Origin of the sequence: Shewanella psychrotolerans, from assembly GCF_019457595.1 — a bacterium.
GTDB classification, from domain to species: Bacteria; Pseudomonadota; Gammaproteobacteria; order Enterobacterales; family Shewanellaceae; genus Shewanella; species Shewanella psychrotolerans.
In genome coordinates, this window is sequence record NZ_CP080419.1 from 3,428,905 (window position 1) to 3,448,375 (window position 19,471).

A 19,471-nucleotide genomic window follows, 5' to 3' on the forward strand; every position below is an offset into this window, starting at 1 on the left:
TGTTATCTCGTTCGTTGCGCTGCTCTTTGTTGGCAGGCTTTATTAAAGGCTGTAAAAATCGAGCGATAAAAAGGATTGTCTAACACCTTCCATTCCGGGTGAAACTGCACACCTAGCGCAAAATTTTTCGCATCTTTGACCGAAAACGCCTCGATCAATCCATCGGGAGCGTAAGCTTCTGGCCGCAATCCAACACCCAAACGGTCAACGCCTTGAGTATGTACAGAGTTAACTTCTGCTAAATTACGGCCCCATGCATCGTGGAGCAATCCCCCTGGTTCAATGCGGATTTGATGAGAGAGCCCATATTGAACCTCTACCGGTGCACTTCGATCTTCGCGGTGTTCAATATATTGACCCACTTGATGCAATTTTTGGTGCAATGAACCGCCGTAAACCACATTCATCTCTTGAAAGCCACGGCAAATGGCTAATACGGGGACTCCGGCATCAACAGCTGCTTTGAGTAACGGCAAATTTGTCGCGTCACGTTTAGGATCGTGCAGAGTATCGATATCGCTAGGTAAACCATCATAATGATGAGGTTCAATATTCGATGGGGACCCAGTAAAAAGTATGCCATCTAAACGCGGAAGAATGGTCTCAGCGGGACAGTGGCCCAAAGACGGGATAACAAGCGGCCAAGCGCTCGTTGCGTCTGCGATACTCAGGAGGTATTTCTCGCCGACAATATTAAATGGATGTAGGCCTAATTGTTGATTGCACGCTGTGACGCCAATGACAGCAAGTCCTTCCTCGGACATAGTTCACCTATAGTGTATTGATGCTTTTATTGTTATTAATCTTGAGCAGACGTTAACCGAATGTTCATTTTTTCACACACTACACTGAAAAATATCACGAGGCAATAGGTCTTGGTAAACAAAATATACAATAGATAGCAATCAACAAAAAAAACCAGTTAAAACAATATTGAAATGCAAAACTGCATTTATAACAGCCAGCATGCAGACCTCATGGTTTAAAAATAATTGTGAGCTGAGCCTCAGGTAGAATTCAAGATTGATCATGGCGTAAATCAATCATAATGAGTGAAATTATTTACACGAAAATAAAACTAGAGTAGGAACAAAAACGAAATCATAGCAACTGGAGATCAAAGGGGTTTTATACCAATGAGTATAACGATGTGATCGTTTAGCGACGATTTAGCACTAAAGAAGACATTCACAACGTCTGACCTCCGGGGATGGAGGGAATGCCTTAAGTATGTCGGGACATACAAGGCCTTGTTGCTTGCAACGAGTGAAGCGCATACTTGCTCTAGGATCAAACTCATTAACACCGCATCAACGGTCCGAATTGGTATTATAACTGAGAGGCTCTTAGTAGGCGCGATACCACGCCTATACTAGAGAGTAACGCGTTAAAATTAGAAGTTAGCGGGAGTTGTAGCGCTCACAATACGACAAGGGAGGTCGAAAGGATTACGAAAACGATGCGGTAATTCACTATTAAAATAGTAACTATCACCTTCAGCGAGTATAAACACCTCATCACCGACGGTAATTTCAATCTTACCTTCAATGACCATGGCGGCTTCTTCGCCTTCATGTTGCAACATCTCTTCACCCGTATCAGAACCTGGCGGGTAGACTTCATTCATCACTGACATAGAACGATTTGGATAGTCTCGTCCAATGAGCTTGTAATCTAAATTACCATCACCAATATCTAACAGCTCGCCCGCACGATAGACCACCTTCTGCTCTGACGGTAACGTTTCCTCAATCGAGAAAAAATCAACCAAAGACATAGGTAATCCAGACAAAACTTTCTTTAATGAACTTACCGAAGGGCTAACACTATTCTTCTCTATCATCGAAATAGTACTGTTAGTTACGCCAGCTCGTTTGGCCAACTCTCGTTGCGATAAACCTTTCATTTTGCGAACAGCTTTGAGATTTGCGCCGATATCCAAAAAAACATCTCCTAACAAACAGGTTGTAGATGAACTAATTTCCCATACTAGTTTGTCTCAAACAAAAAAGCATGTTAAATATAATCAACAAGTGTGAATTATAACCAACTCACCGGCCAAAAGTATACTGACTCAGGCCAAATTAGTCGAATAACAACAATAAAACCCGATTTTGGAGCCATGATGCCTAGCAAACCACCCGTTCACAGTGAAAACTATCCTGATTCCTATTATTTCGCGACGGCAAATGCGTTGGATCCCCAACCTCAATTAACAGAGCGGATCAGCGTCGATGTATGTATTGTGGGGGGAGGATTTAGCGGTATCAATACTGCTATTGAACTTGCTCAAAAAGGCTTTAGCGTCGTATTACTTGAAGCTAAGCGTATTGGTTGGGGGGCTTCTGGTCGAAATGGCGGTGAGCTGATCCGCGGTATTGGCCACAACGTCGCTCAGTTTAAAAATGAGATCGGCAGCGAAGGCGTGAAGGCGATTCATGAAATGGGTTTCGAGGCTGTCGAGATTGTCAGAAATCGCGTAAAAGAACATAACATCGATTGCAACTTAACCATGGGTTACTGCGATCTCGCGATGAAACCCCGCCATATGAGTGAACTAGAGGCCGACTACCAAGATATGCTTAATGAAGGCAGAGGAGAGAGCTTCAAACTACTGCAAAAGCATGAGCTTGGTGAAGTCATCGGTTCTGATATTTATAGCGGTGCCTTGGTCGATATGAATAGTGGCCACCTTCACCCTCTGAACCTCGCATTAGGTGAGGCACGAGTTGCCCGCGCTTTGGGCGTGCAGATGTTTGAATACAGCGCCGCCACAAAAATTATCAAAGGGGATAAACCTCGGATTATTACCGAAAAAGGCGAAGTCGATTGTCAATATCTTGTTATGGCGTGCAATGCCTATATTGGTCATAAATTGGATAGTTATCTCGGTGGTAAAGTGCTCCCTGCGGGCAGTTATCTGCTCGCAACAGAACCCTTGACCCAAGCTCAATGCGACGAAATTATTCCACAGAATATGGCATTTGCCGATATGCGTATTGATTTAGATTATTTCCATCTATCTCAAGACAATCGTCTGCTATTTGGTGGCCTATGCACCTATTCGGGCAAAGATCCCAAAGATATCGATGCGGCACTGAGGCCTAATCTTGAGAAAGTTTTTCCTCAATTAAAGGGAGTTAAGATCGACTATGAATGGGGCGGAATGATAGGGATAGGAGCCAACAGGTTACCTCAGATAGGCAGACTAACTGATTGCCCAAATATCTTCTACGCCCAAGCTTATGCAGGGCATGGCATCAATGCCACCCATATGGCTGCAAAACTTATCAGTGAAGCCTTAACGACTCAAGCAGAGCGATTTAACGTATTCGATAGCGTTTCCCATATGACATTTCCGGGAGGTCCCACCTTTAGGTCGCCTATGTTAGCGGCAGGAATGCTTTACCACAGATTTAAAGATCTTTTTTAACCTAATCATAAAGACAAAAAAGGAGCGACTAAGCTCCTTTTTAATGCCCATTTCAACCTTATTAACAGCAACGCCATTAATTAACCGTTCAGATGATCATTATCTCGATAACAAACTGAAATAAAAAATGTTTTTACTTGCATCAAACCAAGCTTCACTAAACATAACCTATCGACGATATCATCAAAACGCTTAGAGCATCAATTGGCTATTTCATTGTGGCAAAAACCAGCTGCATAGCTGCTCTACAAGATTGAGAACACGTTAAAAAGCAATACCAGTTAGTGATTTGTCGTTTCGGTTAATGCCGCCGCCAAACCTGCAGTATTTTCAGCAAATAACAGATGAATCAGTTGCTTATTGAACACCAACACCTCCTCTACGCCTTGTGTCTTCAATGCATCGAGATCTAACTGACTGCTATCACTAACTTCGATACGTAACCTATTGTCAGCAACAGAGCGGCACGACAGCACTTCACCAAGCAATCCTTTCAACTGCAACGCTTGTTCCATGTTAGCCGATGTCACAGCCACATCATCGACTGTCTCTGCCACTGTTGGCGCTGAAATAACAAAACCGCCAGATGCTAACATCTCGTCAATTTCGGTACGAGTCACCTCAGCGATAGTACCGACAATCGCTTGGACCGCATTACCAGAAACCAGAACACCGCTAGCACCTAACTGTTTAAGCCGAGCATGATCAACTTTACTGGCATCAAGCACATCCATACGCAAACGAGTGATGCAAGAATCCACATTCACCAAGTTCTGTGGGCCGCCAAAAGCTTCAATAAAGTTCTGCGCCCTTTCAGTTCCCTCTCCACCGACTAATTCAGCTTCTGAATCGGTACGACCGGGGGTTTTCAAATCAAACTTAACGATCAAAAAGCGGAATACCACATAATAGAGCGCGGCATAAATTAACCCTAGGATCACCAATAGGCCGATCTTCTCGGCCTTACCCGATAATAAAAGAAAATCGAATAATCCATGGGAAAACGAAGTACCATGAACAACGCCCAACATATTGACTAAGACATAAGCCAAACCAGCCATGAGGGCGTGAACCACATAAAGCAAAGGCGCAACAAACATGAAAGCAAATTCGATAGGCTCGGTGATCCCCGTTAAGAACGAGGTTAATGCCGCGGAGATCATGATCCCACCCACCATAGCTCTGTTTTCTGGACGAGCGGTATGCCAAATCGCCATAGCCGCAGCCGGCAAACCGAACATCTTAAACAGATAACCACCAGCAAGTTGGCCAAAGCCGTTTCCAGCGGCTCGACTGGCCTCATTGGCCTGCAAGTAACAAGTTAATACGCCATTAGCAGCTTTACCTGTACTATCGATACAGCTACCCGCCTCGAAGAAGAAAGGCACGTTCCATACATGATGCAGTCCAGCAGGTATTAACGAACGCTCAACCATACCGTAAATACCAAAGGCTAAGATAGGATTTTGATTTGCAGCCCAGTGAGAGAAGGTCGCGATCAAATGGCCAATTGGGGGCCAAATAAACGATAAAATAACGCCAGCAAATATAGCCCCAAAACCTGTGATGATGGGAACACTTCGCTTACCAGAAAAAAAGCCTAGATACGAAGGTAGCTGAATTTTAAAGAATCGATTAAATGAGTATGCCGCAATAGCACCAGCGATCATGCCACCCAGCACGCCCACATCGGTGCCTGGAGACATCACGCCAATGGTCTTGATCATAATCGCATAACCGACTAATGCCGCCATGGCTGCCACGCCATCATTCTTAGCGAACCCAAGTGCAATACCAATAGCAAACAGCAGGCCCATATTGTCGAAGATAGCCTCACCCGCTTGCACCATTAAGGTATTAACAATATCGGGCATAATGCTAAATCCAGCACTTCCCACACCAAGCAAAATACCTGCGACGGGCAGCACTGACACGGGCAGCATCACCGCCTTACCCACTTTTTGCAGTACTGAAAATGCCCCTGCCATCACGGCCTTTTTCGGTTTAGCGGCACTGATTGTAGTTGTTGTCATAGTACGAACCTTTTAATTTTAATAAGCAGCTAAGCGTTTACGCCGAGGCAACACCGCCAGTGACGGCGATTAAGGTGTTAGGGGCATGCATCAATTCACGCACCGCCTTTGCATCAGCACAGGCCATCGCGTCGGCAGCCACTTTCAGACATGCCTGTTGATTTAAGCTACGCACTTGATACTTAACCTCTGGTATAGAGGGGACACTTACCGACAGCTCATCGATACCGAGTCCGACAAGAATAGGCACAGCATCTTTTTCACCAGCTAACCCGCCACAAACGCCGACCCATTTGCCTTTAGCATGAGCGGCTTTCGCTGTGATATCGATAAGACGAAGCACTGCGGGGTGTAAACCATCGGCAATGGCTGCAAGCTTAGGATGACCACGATCAATCGCTAAGGTGTATTGAGTTAAATCATTAGTACCAATAGAGAAAAAATCCACATGTTCAGCCAATAGATCTGCCATCACCGCTGCTGATGGCACCTCAATCATGATGCCCACCTCGATCCCACTGATATCGATAGAGAGCTTCAGGGCTTCCTCTTTCAATACTTGCTTAGCCAGCTTTAACTCAAACAGTGACGCCACCATAGGGAACATAATGCGCAGTCGCCCAGCATCCGCCGCCTTCAATAAAGCACGAATTTGCTGACGTAATACCGCAGGTTTGTCTAAACCGACACGGATACCACGCTCACCAAGGAATGGATTATCTTCCTTAGGAAGTGGAAGATAAGACAAAGGTTTATCACCCCCAACATCCAAGGTTCTCACCACGAGCGGACGCTCGCCTAAGGTGGTTAGCACTGTGCGGTACGCTTGCTCTTGATCTTCTTCTGAAGGCGCAGCGCTTTGATCTTGATATAAAAACTCAGAGCGCAGCAGACCTACGGCTTCGCCGCCCATCGCCACCAACTTTTCAGCTTCGGCAACCTTAGCAATATTGCCAGCCACTTCGACTTGCACACCGTCAGTGGTCACTGCCGCATTATCTTTGTCGGCAAAGGCTAACGCCTTGAGCCGCTCGTTTGCCGCTTGTTGGCGACTGAGTTCAGCCATCTCCGAATCTGTCGGCTCCAGCAGTAGATACCCTTTTGCTGTGTCGAGTAACACCTCGGCGCCATGTAACTCCATCACCTTAGCTTCCACTCCAGCCATGGCGGCAATCCCCATGGCTCTGGCCAGAATCGCACTATGACTAGACGCGCCACCTAAGGTGGTACAGATACCTAGCACTACTGCAGGATCAAGTTTAGCCGTCTCAGAAGGGACAAGATCTTTCGCAACAATAATGGTGTTTTCAGGTAAAGAGTCAGGAATGGTATCTTGTGAAAGCCCAGCCAAAATGCGGGAAACTCGATTACCGACATCGACTAAATCCGCTGCGCGGCCAGCCAAAAGTGGGTTATTCATTGCAGCCAATTTGTCCGCCTGACGACAAACCGACTTATCCCAAGCGTAGGGCGCTGACTTACCCTGCTTTAATTCAATCAAACATTTTTCATACAATTCTGGATCGGCTAACAACTCTTGATGCGCAACAAAAATATCCGCTTTTTGCCCCATCTGTTTAGCGCGCAGATCTTCGACCAGTTCAATTAATGTGGCATCGGCAACCTTAATAGCCTGATCCAGCGTTTGCTGCTCAGCGATAGGATCGGTTGCAAAGGTCTCAAACTTAGGCAATTCTGCTTTTATAACGAACAATCGCCCCCTAACTTGACCAGGCGAAGCTTCAACCCCCAATAATTTACGTGGATCGCTACTGGTCTCCAGTAGTAATGATGGCTCAGAGAAAGGATCGAACGCATTAGCAGGATCTTCACCTACCTTCTCATCAACCCCCTCTTCACCAAGGCCTGAAGCAATAGCCGCACTTAATGCTTCGATCGCCGCTTGTTGATCGGCGCCTTTTGCAAGAATAACCACATCATCGCCAAAACCAATATCAAGCCCCATTAAACCAACAACGCTGCGAGCATTGGCTTGCTCACCCGCTTTCTCAAGCATCACATCACAATTAAAGGGTTTAACCGCAGCAACGATAGCCGCAGCGGGACGTGCGTGAATACCAGTTGGATTGATCACCTTTATTGCTGGCGAGCTAATCATGTCATCAGACTTAACTACAGCCTCTGCGACCTGACCAAGCTCTGCACTGAAAAGCAGATCACCGACATTGAGTCGCTTATCGGTTGTTGGGGTTAATCTGATAATACGTTCTTGGTCTGTTAACAACACCACTGTGCGTAGACTCTTAACACTACAGGCAACTTTATCTAAATCCACTTCGATAAGTGGCGCTTTAGCCTCAACATGTTCACCGACACTAACTAACGCCTTAAAGCCATCCCCCTTAAGCTTTACCGTATCGACACCAATATGAAGCAAGATCTCAACTCCATCATCGGTGGTTAAGGTAACCGCATGTTGTGATGGATGAATTTGCGTGACCTTGGCATCGCAAGGCGCATGTAAGATATTTGCGGTGGGATCAATTGCAAAACCATCACCAACCAGTTTTTGTGCAAATGCTGCATCAGGCACCTGGTTTAATGGACAGCTAATCCCTTTAAATGGTGATAATAGTTGGATCATGGTGGAAGTATTATTATTCATTGCCACTCCAAACGTAACGCCAAAACTTCATCAATTGCTTTTAGCGTAAGGGGTAAATAATCAAATTTAGTCGGCAAACCTAGTCGACTAATTTCTACAATTAATGACTCGATTCAAAATTACTGCCGCATTGGCTGTTAGCGCTGTTATTCGCTGATTTTCGCTATCTGAATTCTCTAGCTGCATTAGCTAATGGCAATACACACCTAATACAGTTTTAATAACGCCCCAACTTAGCAAACATATTGTAGGACTCACAAGTTGCAATCGAATGCAGTCAGCCGCATTTATGAATATAAAGTTGATGACATAAGGCAAGCACTGTAACTTTTCATTAACTCAGTACTGGCCGACAATCTTTACTAACAATTCTATAATTGACATTTACTGTCAGGTATAGAATATGCAAGGTCAGAAATATAAGAAATATCAACTCAGTAAGGAAGATAATAGACCAATGAAAAAATCCTTAATCGCCATCGCGCTGGCAACCACCTTTCTCAGTGCCTGTGGCACATCTGACGTCAATAATACTCAAGCCACCGCTGAAACCAGCGCCCCAGCCGCCAAAGCTGAACTCGGTAGCTTCGGTGTCGACTTAACCGCTCGCAATTTAGCTGTAAAACCTGGTGATGATTTCTTCATGTATGCCAGCGGTAATTGGTATGATCACTATGTCATGCCCGCAGATAAGACGCGTTACGGCGCCTTTACTGGGTTAGCAGAGCGCAGTGAGAAACAGGTAAAAGAGATTATCGACGATATTGCTAGCCGCACCGACCTCAATAGCGAAGAACAACTTATCGCCGACTTTTACCATGCTTACATGGATACCGAGACCATCAATAAACTCGGGATCAGCCCAATTCAAAGCACCTTAGATGATATTGCCGCCATCAAATCGACCGATGATCTAACCAAGGTGTTTGGTCAGTCATGGTTAGTGGGCGGCAGCGCGCCTATTGGTGGTGGCATGTGGTTTAACCGCCTTGACCCTAACCAGTATGAGATGTCTTTAGGGGCCGGAGGTCTCGGTCTGCCCGACCGCTCTTACTACCTCGAAGATAGCGAACGCTTTGTTAAGATCCGTGAAGCCTATGTAGCCCATATCGCTAAGATGCTTGAATTTGCAGGCGTTAAAGAAGCGCCCAAGAGAGCTAATGCTATTTTAGCATTGGAAACCAAAATGGCTGAGGGTCAATGGCCAAGAGAGAAGCGCCGTAATCGTGACTTAACCCTAAACCAAATCAAGCGTGAGGATTTAGCCAAGGAATACCCAGGGTTTAACTGGGATCTCTACTTTGCCCAAACGGGTTACCAAGTCCCACAGTTAAATATCTCACAACCCGCTCCAATCAAAGCCATGATCGACTTAGTTAATAAGGAAGAGCTTAGCGTATGGCAAGATTACCTAACCTTCCATACCATCAGTAACAACGCCAATCTACTGTCTGAGGATATCTACGCGGCGAGCTTTGACTTCTTTGGCAAAACCTTAAGCGGTCAACAAGAGCCACGTCCACGCTGGAAACGTGCTGTTGAGCAGATGTCTGACACTCAGTCTCTTGGCTTTGCGATTGGTAAAGTCTATGTGAAGCGTTACTTCCCTGAGTCATCTAAACAGCAGATGGCTGAATTGGTAGAAAATTTGCGCACCGCATTAGGCCAACGTATCGACGGTCTTGACTGGATGGGCGATGAAACTAAGGTCAATGCCCATGCAAAACTCAAAGCCTTCAATCCTAAGATCGGTTACCCAGATGTATGGCAAGAGTTTGATGGCCTTGAGCTAAGTAAAACTGACCTCGTGGGCAATATTCGAAACCTCAGACAGTACTTTAGAGCCGACAGCGTAGCCAAAGAGTTACAAAAAACCGATCGTAATCGTTGGGGCATGACACCCCAGCGCGTCAATGCCTATTACAACAGCTCATTTAATGAGATTGTATTCCCCGCTGCGATTTTACAACCCCCCTTCTTTGATCCTAATGCCGACCCAGCTGTGAACTATGGCGGTATAGGAGCGGTAATTGGTCATGAAATGGGTCATGGTTTCGACGATCAAGGCTCAAAGTCGGATGCCAACGGTATTCAGCGCAACTGGTGGACAGATGCCGATCGTGCGGCGTTCGATGCGAAAGCCGATCGTCTCGCCGAGCAGTACAGTAAATATGAACCTATCCCAGATAACTTCGTCAATGGCCGTAATAGCCTCGGCGAAAACATCGGTGATGTGGGTGGTTTATCAATGGCATACCATGCTTACAAGCTGAGCCTAAACGGCAAAGAAGCGCCTGTTATCGACGGTCTAACAGGCGATCAGCGTTTCTTCCTCGCTTGGGCACAAGTATGGAAAGAGAAGCGTACCGAGCAGAGCATGCTTAACCAGCTTCGCGGCGGCACCCATGCGCCAGGTCGTTACCGTGCATTAGCACCACGTAACCATGATGCTTGGTATAAGGCCTTTGATGTGAAACCGGGTGACAAACTCTACCTTGCTGAAGATGAGCGTGTGCGTATTTGGTAATCGAATATCAGCACCTGGGGCTAAAGATGATTGTTAGCCACGAATCGCGATAACTAAACATTCATCAGTAAAAATGCCAGTGAACACTGGCATTTTTATATGCACTCTCACAGAATAAATATCATTGACGCCATCGTTAACTAACTCTCAAACGTCATATACACAGGCAGAAAAATGCTTGTCCTGCAACACAAATCGAGCACTGTCAAGCAGACTATAGCCCAAGGTCTATAACTTGACATCAAGCGCACCTTGATTGAATATTCATCATTACGAAAGTTACCAAGCTGCCAGAAGGTACTATTCACTAGGGTTAATAGGAATAAAAAAACGAATACAACTACCATTAATTGCTTTATTTATTCAAAGGAAAGACCATGATTAATCGCGTCTTAGCTCTTGCTCTATTACTTATTTTGCCCACTAGCGTTCACGCAGAAAATTACTCCATTGGTACAGGTGGCCAAAGCGGTATTTATTACCCCTTCGGTGGTGCCTTAGCTAAAGTCTGGTCGGAGAACATTGCCGACACAAATGTCAAAGCGGAAGTCACCGCAGCCTCTGTCGAAAACACCATTAAAGTCGTTCGTGGCGATATGATTGCAGGCATAGCGATGGGAAATGTCGTGCTTGACGCTTACAAAGGTGAAGGTAAATTTAAAAGTGCGATGCCAGTAAAAACCCTATTCGCACTTTATCCAAATCTAGTCCATGCCATCGCACTAGAAAAATCAGGTATTACCTCAATATCTCAGCTTAAGGGTAAACGCATCTCTTTAGGTGCACCCGCAAGCGGCACAGCAGTAACCTCGGCTGCATTGCTCGAATCTATGGGGATTGATGTCAAAAAAGATATCGATGCGGTTTATCTCAATTATTCAGAAACCACCAATGCACTAGCGAATGGGCAAATTGATGCCGGCTTTATCGTCGGTGGTCAAGGCGTTGGCGCAGTGACCCAAATCGCATTAACTCATAAAATTAGCGTTATCCCCATCTCTGATGCTGAAAGCTCAGCATTCATCGAACAGTACCCAGCCTATAGTGCTTACACTATCCCAGAGAATGTCTACAACAATGTCGGTGCAGTATCGACCCTCAGTGTTTGGAATGTCATTGTGGTGAGCGCCAATATGAGTGATGAAATGGCATTTAATTTAACTAAGACAGCATTTGAGCATATGGCAGATGTGCGTAAGGTGGTAAAAGTGGCTGAAGCCACCACACCAGAAAATGCCTATCGTCTCAAGGGGGTTCCATTGCATCCTGGCGCGCAGAAATACCTCGATTCGCTAACCAAATAATCAGCCAGCTAAAACATTACTGACTTTGGCTGTGTGAACAAAATAATACCGACGCCAATTTGTATCGATTGGTGTCGGTATCAATCAAATTTGGTTAGTACCTTATCTTGCCGTTGCCCCTTTTTTTAAGCGCCTATGAATAAGAATCTTGAGCTGATAACGCTAAGCATCATCGACCAAATATCCAAATTATAAGAGGTATCACATGAGTGCAGTCGAAGAACATACCCCCATCGACAAAGAAATAGCACCGTCAACAACAGATAGCCCAATGCCATATGAAAAGGTATTTACCTTATTTGGTTATCTCATTCTTGTTTTTGCCGTGTCGCTATCGACATTTCAAATCTGGCAGGGAATAACATCAACTGTTTCAGCTACCTATTTTCGACCTGTGCATCTGTCTTGGGTGTTAGTGCTTATTTTTCTCCATTTTCCGCTCATCAGTAATCGTTACAACAAACTGTACTTACCAGGTCGAATCGTCGACCTCATCTTATGCGGCCTTACGGTATTTGCAGGCTATCGCCTTTGGATTTTTGATTACAACGATATTGATCATCTGCTTTATGGATTAAATTCTACCGATCTCATCGCGGGGAGTGCTTTACTCCTGCTCTTAATGGAGGGCTGCCGTCGTACCGTAGGCTGGGTTATGGTATTCATCGCCCTTATGTTTTTAAGTTACAGTGCCTTTGGCAATTTGCTCCCTGGGGCGCTAGCAACTAAAGCCTACTCACTTCAAGAGCTGATCCAATTCCAAATTTATTCGGCAAATGGTATATTCGGCTCTGCATTAGGAATTGCGGCAACCACGGTATTTATTTTTGTGTTATTTGGTGCTTTTTTGGAAGTAACTGGCGCAGGTAAATTCTTTATCGATTTAGCATTCTCTATCGCGGGTAAATATCGCGGAGGTCCAGCAAAAGCCGCGGTTTTGGCGTCGGCAGGCTTAGGCTCAATTTCAGGTTCAGCCATCGCTAATACCGTGACAACGGGTTCTGTCACCATTCCTATGATGAAAAAGCTTGGCTACACGCCAGAGCAATCTGCAGGAATTGAGGCTGCGGCGTCAACAGGCGGTCAGATCATGCCACCCATTATGGGCGCCGGAGCGTTTGTGATGGCCCAGTTTACAGGCGTTCCCTATAGCGACATCATGCTCGCCTCGATAGCCCCAGCTATTTTGTATTTTTTCTGCACCTTGCTATACGTGCACTTAATGGCGTGTAAATTAAACCTCAAGACACAAAGCCGCACACAAGCAGTGATCAATGTGATCAAAGATGGGGCACATCACCTTATTCCTTTGGTGCTAATCACCTTCTTGTTGATGCTGGCCTACTCGCCGCTATTAGTAGGCGTTGCAGGATGCGCCGCAATATTACTCACCTCAGCCCTGCGAAAACATAGTCGCATCGGGCTCGCAAAATTTATATCGGGCATGAAAAATGGTGCTTTGTTAGCACTGCCAATCTCAGTTGCCTGTGGCGCAGCCGGAATTATCGTGGGCGTCGTTGGTCAAACCGGCATCGGTTTGCAGTTCACCCAATTCGTGATGGATTTCTCTGGCGGATATATGCTGGTTGCACTATTACTGGTCAGTATCGTTGCCCTTGTCTTAGGAATGGGCTTACCAGTAACTGCCGCGTATATCGTTCTGGCGGTGATGGCAGTCCCTATGCTTGGCGACTTTGGTTTGCCACTACTAACCGCTCATCTTATCGTCTTTTGGTTATCACAAACCTCCAATGTGACACCACCAATCGCACTGGCAGCTTTTGCTGGCGCAGGGGTCGCCAATGCGAATCCGATGAAATCATCGGTTGAGGCATTTAAATTGGCAGGAGGGCTATTTATCATTCCGATCATGATGGCTTATACCGACCTACTTAATTTTGAAGCGGGTCTAGTTGGCTTTATGTTTGCCCTGTTACAAGCAAGCATTATCATAGTTGCACTGGCAATCGCGATCGAAGGTTACATGCTAACCAAACTGAACCTTATCGAACGCTTAGTGGCATTGTTCTCTATCCCGCTCATCCTGTTTAATCCCTACAATGCGGGCATTGCGGGGATTGTGGTTATTTTGGCATTAATGGTAATACAATGGAGAAACCGACATAATGTTGAGGTGAAGCAAACCGATAACTAAACGCTATTTTGCTGTCAGTTTACTCATAAACATTAAGCGATATTGCACATTCTCTATCGTGTAATATCGCGAAAAAAACACAACCGATACCTTTATCATTGCTGTTCTCACATGGCGATCGTCACTTTTCACTTGTTAATGTCAATTTGCTTATCACTTAAACGATCTTTAAATAACAAAGCATTATAGCTAAATCTGTTATTTAGGGTTTTAACTGAAAAAAATGCCCCGATATCACTAACAAGCGAATAGTTAATATCAGATATAGCGCAAGCGATAAGGAAATAGAATGACAAACAAATATACTCCAGCAAAAGTGTGGGTAAATAACGCGAGTGGCGGTAATAAATGGGCAAACATTAACAGCCCAGAGTCTGGTGCGAGGTTTGATAGCGATCTGCCAGCAGGTGAACACGCTTTTCAACTTTACTCACTTGGCACCCCGAACGGTCAAAAGGTCACCATAATGCTAGAAGAGTTGCTCGCTCTCGGCATCAAAGAAGCTGAGTATGATGCTTTTCTCATTAATATTGGTGAATCAGATCAGTTCTCATCGGGATTTGTCGGCGTTAATCCCAACTCCAAAATACCCGCTTTAGTCGACCGTTCAGGCGCTCAAGAGGTTAACGTCTTTGAGTCAGCTTCAATACTGGTTCATCTTGCTGAAAAGTTTGAGCAATTCTTACCTAAGAGCGGTAATGCCCGCACCCAAACCTTTAACTGGCTGTTTTGGGCGCAAGGCTCTGCCCCATTCTTAGGCGGTGGTTTTGGTCACTTTTATGCCTATGCCGATGAAAAACAAGAATACCCAATTAATCGCTTCGCCATGGAAGTAAAACGCCAATTAGACGTTCTGGACAAACAACTCGCTAATAACCAATACGTTGCAGGCGATGAATACACTATTGCCGATATGGCTATTTGGCCTTGGTATGGCAATCTAGTGTTGGGTAATTTGTATGATGCGGCCGAGTTTCTGCAAGTCGAAACCTATAGCAACGTGGTGCGCTGGGCAAAAATGATTCTGTCTCGTGAAGGCGTTCAACGTGGGCGTATTGTTAACCGTTCATTTGGTGAAGAGTGGGAACAGCTAGCTGAGCGTCACAGCGCAGCAGACATTGATCTGGTACTCAGTAAGCGACCATAGAGCACCAAACGCTAGCTCAACATACTCATCGTGAGTGCGATTGTTAGTGAGAATAGCTAGTGATAATAACTAGTGATAATAGCGATTGACCATCGACACGAAAAAGAAAGGGAAGCCCATAGCTTCCCTTTTGATGATGTTAAACAGTCCCTTTACGACTCAGGCGCTCAATAACCGCTCGATGCTGTGGATATTCAGCCAATAGATCTTCTTGGCTAAACAATTCAAAATCTTCGAAAGTAAAGCCGGGGGAGACCATACAACCAACCAAAGAGAACCCAGCTTGATTCATCGCTGAACCAAAAATACACCCTTTAGGCACTAAAAATTGCGGTCGCTCGCCAGCAGCAAGATCAAGCCCCAACTTCGCCGTTGTCAACTCTCCTTGCTCATCAATCATATAGATGGTCAACGACTGTCCCGCATGGAAATACCACATCTCATCAGCAGTCAAACGGTGAAAGTTAGACACTTCGCCATCACGCAGTAGAAAATAGATGCTGGTCCACAATTGGCGCGAATCATCAAACTGCTGCGCAGAGCGATAGGATGAACAATAATACCCTCCTTCCACATGCTGCTCTAACTGTAAATGTTCAATGAATTCATCTACATTTTGCATAAAAAACACTCTGTGTGAATTCTAGTTAGTTAATGCTTTGGCTTAACGCCATTGCGCACCATATCTTTACCTGTTTCGAACACTTCATCAGTGATCCAACGCGCATGAAGTAACTTATGATTATTATCAAACACGGCAACAAAATGACGACCATCGGCATTGTTGGTCGCCATACCGACCCCTTCAACCCCTTTAAGCCCTAATCCACCATTTTCCACTGATAATAAAAAGCGCTCTAAGGCTTCTAAGCTATCAATCATATTCTGTTCATCATGCATCTTTAAATACTCACTATTAACCATCTTTGCCTGCGACGCTGTCGCGGCATTATCATGACGGGTACTTTACCGCTCAACGCGATCAATTTGAACCCTAAAAGTCGCCTAAGGTTATTTGGGCTAGCATCTCAACAACAAAACGGTTATCAACTCAATGCTTTTAAGCCATGATAGTGTTAGTGCTACATACCGAAGAGAAACCGCCTGATATGAATAAGCTGTATTATGTATACGATCCCATGTGTTCTTGGTGCTGGGGATTCAAATCCATTTGGGAAAAAATAGAACAAACGCTACCAGGCGAAGTAGAGATAGTTTACTTACTTGGCGGGCTCGCACCCGATAGCGACCAACCTATGCCAGCTGCTATGCAGCAACAAATTGCCGCTCATTGGCACAAAATCGAAAACTTGCTGGGCACTGAATTTAATCATGAATTTTGGACTAGTAACATCCCAAGACGCGCAACCTACCCGGCCTGCCGAGCCATACTCGCCGCCCGTGATCAACAAGCTGAAAAGCAGATGCTAACCGCCATCCAACACGCCTACTATCTGCAAGCTCGCAACCCAAGCGACGACGTGGTATTAATCGATTTGGCTAACCAGCTCAGCTTAGATACAGCTAAGTTTACCACTGACTTACTGTGTGAAACGACACAACAAGCCCTATTAGCTGAAATCCAATTTGCACGCTCAATCGGTGGCAATAGTTTTCCTTCCCTGTTTGTGCAAACCGCTACTGGCATCACGCCAATCCCCATTGACTACCAAAATGCCGACACCTGTATTGAGCAGATACGGCAGGCAATCAGATTGAAGTAAGACTGAGTTCAGTTAGCTCCCTTTAACCAGAAACTTGGGTAAAAAAAGCGAACCTAAGGTTCGCTTTTCGTTTATAGCCTTTTCGCTTATGGCCTAGAGGGCTACAGGCACGCTTTGAGCTTACGCGCCTGATGCAGCTTCTTGTAACTCTCGATAAGGCGCAGGTGCGGCTCAATACCTTCGAGCGCCATGCTGGTTTTAGTGAGTCCTGAGAATCGAATCTCGCCAGTGACAGAGCCAACGGCATTTTCCATCACGGTTTCACCAAACATGCGCTTAAAGTTATGGATAAAGTGTTCAAGTTCTAACTCTTCATCTAAGGTCACTTCGAGTACCGCGTTTACCGCTTGATAGAACAAGCCTCGCTCGACGGTATTGTCGTTAAACTGCAAGAAGTCGCCAACCAGCTCCATCGCCTCTTCATGAGCACCAAGTGCAAGATAGATAAGAATTTTAAGCTCGATAATGGTTAGCTGACCCCATACGGTATTTTCATCAAATACGATGCCAATAAGGGTACGAATATCGGTGTAATTATCGAGTTGGCTCTCTTCAAAACGATTAACCAGATCAACCAACTCATCGTCACTTAGCGAGTGAAGATTTAAAATATCTTCACGGTAATCGAGTGCCTTGTTAGTGTTATCCCAAATCAAATCTTCAACAGGATAAACCTCAGAGTAATCAGGCACTAAAATACGGCAAGCTGAGGCGCCGAGCTGATCGAACTCAGCCACATATACCTCTTTACCTAAGGTTTCCAAGATGCCAAACAGCCCCTTGGCTTCCTCTTCATTGGTGCCAGAGAAATCCCACTCGCAGAACTCAAAGTCATACTTGCTGCTAAAGAAGCGCCAAGAGATCACCCCTGTTGAATCGATAAAGTGCTCAACAAAGTTTTCAGGCTCGCTGACCGCCATGCTGTTAAAGGTCGGCTTAGGTACATCATTTAGCCCCTCAAAACTGCGCCCTTGTAACAGCTCTGTCAGGCTGCGCTCTAATGCCACTTCAAAACTTGGATGCGCGCCAAATGAGGCAAACACACCGCCGGTTTTAGGGTTCATCAAGGTCACGCACATCACAGGGAACTGACCGCCCAAGGAGGCATCTTTCACCACAACGGGAAAGCCTTGCTCCTCTAGCCCTTTGATGCCCGCTAAGATACTTGGGTATTTTTCCAGTACTGCTTGAGGCACATCGGGTAGGACAATTTCTTGCTCGATAATTTGACGCTTAACCGCACGCTCGAAGATCTCCGATAGGCACTGCACTTCAGCTTCTTGCAGGTTATTACCCGCACTCATGCCATTACTCAGAAACAGGTTTTCAATTAAGTTTGAAGGGAAATAAACCGTCTCCCCATCGGAGCGACGCTTGTAAGGAATGGTGCAGATCCCGCGCTCAATATTACCTGAGTTGGTATCGATAAGGTGCGACCCACACAGCTCATCATCTGGATTGTAAATAGCTAAACAATAGTCATCGAGCAAACCTGCAGGTAGCGCGTCATCATCAGTGAGCGCAAACCACTTCTCATTGGGATAGTGCACAAACTCGCTGTTGGCGATATCTAGCCCAAAGAACTGGTCGTTATAGAAGAAGTTACAGTTTAGGCGCTCAATAAACTCACCCAATGCCGAGCACAGCGCGCTCTCCTTGGTTGCCCCTTTACCATTAGTGAAACACATTGGCGACGCCGCATCACGAATATGCAGTGACCATACATTTGGCACGATATTACGCCATGATGAGATCTCAATCTTCATCCCAAGCTCAGCCAAAATCCCCGTCATATTAGAGATAGTTTGCTCAAGCGGCAGATCTTTACCCAAAATGTAGGTGCTCGCATCGCCTTCGGGCTGGCCCATCAACATGGCATTGGCATCAGCATCGAGGTTTTCAACCGTCTCGATTTTAAACTCAGGCCCAGTTTGCACCACTTTTTTAACCGTACAACGATCGATTGAACGTAAAATCCCTTCGCGATCCTTTGCCGAAATATCTTCTGGCAGCTCAACCTGAATTTGGAAAATCTGGTTATAGCGATCCTCAGGATCGACAATGTTATTTTGCGACAGTCTGATATTTTCAGTCGGGATGTCACGCGCCTTACAATACACCTTGATAAAGTAAGCGGCGCACAGGGCTGACGAAGCTAAGAAGTAATCAAACGGACTCGGCGCAGAGCCATCACCCTTATAACGAATCGGCTGATCGGCAGTGACGGTAAAATCGTCAAACTTGGCTTCGAGTCTCAGGTTGTCGAGAAAATTAACTTTGATTTCCATTGAATATGATTTCCACTTGGTGGCGAACGTCTCGCATGGCCGCAGCCAAAAAACTTAATGGGGGAATTATCGGTGTTTTTGACCCATTAGTCTTGGGTTAATTATATAAAATCCCGAATTCAGACAATTTAACCAATTAACACAGCGACAATGCTTAAGGCCAAGCTAAGTCGACAGGGCAAGGGTTGTCACAAAACCAGAAAGATGACAGCAAATTAGCCTGTGAGTTAAACA

At 45.4% G+C, this 19,471-nt stretch carries 13 protein-coding genes; 6 read left to right on the forward strand and 7 right to left on the reverse strand.

Going from position 1 to position 19,471, the window contains the following annotated elements:
• Window positions 1-2 precede the first annotated feature (2 nt).
• Both K0I62_RS15160 and K0I62_RS15165 read right to left on the reverse strand, forming a co-directional pair.
• Window positions 3-764 carry a gamma-glutamyl-gamma-aminobutyrate hydrolase family protein gene (locus K0I62_RS15160; protein ID WP_220068901.1) on the reverse strand — a complete coding sequence of 254 codons (762 nt, stop codon included), beginning with the start codon at window positions 762-764 and terminating at the stop codon, window positions 3-5.
• Between the two features lie 629 nt (window positions 765-1,393).
• Complete coding sequence (locus K0I62_RS15165) at window positions 1,394-1,942, reverse strand: cupin domain-containing protein (RefSeq protein WP_220061745.1); 549 nt, start codon at window positions 1,940-1,942, stop codon at window positions 1,394-1,396.
• Window positions 1,943-2,125: 183 nt separating this feature from the next.
• On the opposite strand from K0I62_RS15165, the gene K0I62_RS15170 reads away from it, so the two are divergent.
• Window positions 2,126-3,433 carry an NAD(P)/FAD-dependent oxidoreductase gene (locus K0I62_RS15170; RefSeq protein ID WP_220068902.1) on the forward strand — a complete coding sequence of 436 codons (1,308 nt, stop codon included), beginning with the start codon at window positions 2,126-2,128 and terminating at the stop codon, window positions 3,431-3,433.
• 281 nt (window positions 3,434-3,714) lie between these two features.
• On the opposite strand, the gene ptsG is transcribed toward K0I62_RS15170, so the two are convergent.
• Entirely contained in the window at window positions 3,715-5,466 is a 1,752-nt protein-coding gene (ptsG, locus tag K0I62_RS15175; protein ID WP_220068903.1) for a PTS glucose transporter subunit IIBC, read from the reverse strand.
• A gap of 37 nt (window positions 5,467-5,503) precedes the next feature.
• Window positions 5,504-8,092: a phosphoenolpyruvate--protein phosphotransferase gene (gene ptsP, locus K0I62_RS15180; protein ID WP_220068904.1), complete on the reverse strand. Its 2,589-nt coding sequence runs from the start codon at window positions 8,090-8,092 to the stop codon at window positions 5,504-5,506.
• Window positions 8,093-8,549: 457 nt separating this feature from the next.
• Here ptsP and K0I62_RS15185 point away from each other — a divergent pair, with 457 nt between their 5' ends.
• The 4 genes from K0I62_RS15185 (at window position 8,550) to yghU (ending at window position 15,225) form a co-directional block, all read left to right on the forward strand.
• Entirely contained in the window at window positions 8,550-10,619 is a 2,070-nt protein-coding gene (locus K0I62_RS15185) for a M13 family metallopeptidase (RefSeq protein ID WP_220068905.1), read from the forward strand.
• Between the two features lie 377 nt (window positions 10,620-10,996).
• Window positions 10,997-11,923: a TAXI family TRAP transporter solute-binding subunit gene (locus tag K0I62_RS15190; RefSeq protein WP_220068906.1), complete on the forward strand. Its 927-nt coding sequence runs from the start codon at window positions 10,997-10,999 to the stop codon at window positions 11,921-11,923.
• A 205-nt stretch (window positions 11,924-12,128) separates the two neighbouring features.
• Window positions 12,129-14,078: a TRAP transporter permease gene (locus K0I62_RS15195; protein ID WP_220068907.1), complete on the forward strand. Its 1,950-nt coding sequence runs from the start codon at window positions 12,129-12,131 to the stop codon at window positions 14,076-14,078.
• A gap of 289 nt (window positions 14,079-14,367) precedes the next feature.
• Window positions 14,368-15,225, forward strand: coding sequence for a glutathione-dependent disulfide-bond oxidoreductase (gene yghU / locus K0I62_RS15200; protein WP_220068908.1), 858 nt, complete (start codon window positions 14,368-14,370; stop codon window positions 15,223-15,225).
• 139 nt (window positions 15,226-15,364) lie between these two features.
• Here the strand turns inward: yghU and K0I62_RS15205 are convergent, their stop codons facing one another.
• Both K0I62_RS15205 and K0I62_RS15210 read right to left on the reverse strand, forming a co-directional pair.
• Window positions 15,365-15,847, reverse strand: coding sequence for a cupin domain-containing protein (locus tag K0I62_RS15205; RefSeq protein WP_220068909.1), 483 nt, complete (start codon window positions 15,845-15,847; stop codon window positions 15,365-15,367).
• 29 nt (window positions 15,848-15,876) lie between these two features.
• Complete coding sequence (locus K0I62_RS15210) at window positions 15,877-16,125, reverse strand: hypothetical protein (protein ID WP_220071410.1); 249 nt, start codon at window positions 16,123-16,125, stop codon at window positions 15,877-15,879.
• A gap of 209 nt (window positions 16,126-16,334) precedes the next feature.
• Between K0I62_RS15210 and K0I62_RS15215 the strand changes: the two genes are divergently transcribed.
• The gene (locus tag K0I62_RS15215) at window positions 16,335-16,949 is read left to right on the forward strand and encodes a DsbA family protein (protein ID WP_220068910.1); all 615 of its coding nucleotides are present in this window, start codon (window positions 16,335-16,337) and stop codon (window positions 16,947-16,949) included.
• A 101-nt stretch (window positions 16,950-17,050) separates the two neighbouring features.
• Here the strand turns inward: K0I62_RS15215 and K0I62_RS15220 are convergent, their stop codons facing one another.
• Window positions 17,051-19,237, reverse strand: coding sequence for an OsmC domain/YcaO domain-containing protein (locus K0I62_RS15220; RefSeq protein WP_220068911.1), 2,187 nt, complete (start codon window positions 19,235-19,237; stop codon window positions 17,051-17,053).
• Window positions 19,238-19,471 lie beyond the last annotated feature (234 nt).

Excerpts from the sequence above, each read along its gene's own strand:
- K0I62_RS15160 (WP_220068901.1), bottom strand. The coding sequence starts at position 764 with ATGTCCGAGGAAGGACTTGCTGTCATTGGCGTCACAGCGTGCAATCAA.
- K0I62_RS15170 (WP_220068902.1), top strand. The coding sequence starts at position 2,126 with ATGCCTAGCAAACCACCCGTTCACAGTGAAAACTATCCTGATTCCTAT.
- ptsG (WP_220068903.1), bottom strand. The coding sequence starts at position 5,466 with ATGACAACAACTACAATCAGTGCCGCTAAACCGAAAAAGGCCGTGATG.
- ptsP (WP_220068904.1), bottom strand. The coding sequence starts at position 8,092 with ATGAATAATAATACTTCCACCATGATCCAACTATTATCACCATTTAAA.
- K0I62_RS15185 (WP_220068905.1), top strand. The coding sequence starts at position 8,550 with ATGAAAAAATCCTTAATCGCCATCGCGCTGGCAACCACCTTTCTCAGT.
- K0I62_RS15190 (WP_220068906.1), top strand. The coding sequence starts at position 10,997 with ATGATTAATCGCGTCTTAGCTCTTGCTCTATTACTTATTTTGCCCACT.
- K0I62_RS15195 (WP_220068907.1), top strand. The coding sequence starts at position 12,129 with ATGAGTGCAGTCGAAGAACATACCCCCATCGACAAAGAAATAGCACCG.
- yghU (WP_220068908.1), top strand. The coding sequence starts at position 14,368 with ATGACAAACAAATATACTCCAGCAAAAGTGTGGGTAAATAACGCGAGT.
- K0I62_RS15205 (WP_220068909.1), bottom strand. The coding sequence starts at position 15,847 with ATGCAAAATGTAGATGAATTCATTGAACATTTACAGTTAGAGCAGCAT.
- K0I62_RS15210 (WP_220071410.1), bottom strand. The coding sequence starts at position 16,125 with ATGCATGATGAACAGAATATGATTGATAGCTTAGAAGCCTTAGAGCGC.
- K0I62_RS15215 (WP_220068910.1), top strand. The coding sequence starts at position 16,335 with ATGAATAAGCTGTATTATGTATACGATCCCATGTGTTCTTGGTGCTGG.
- K0I62_RS15220 (WP_220068911.1), bottom strand. The coding sequence starts at position 19,237 with ATGGAAATCAAAGTTAATTTTCTCGACAACCTGAGACTCGAAGCCAAG.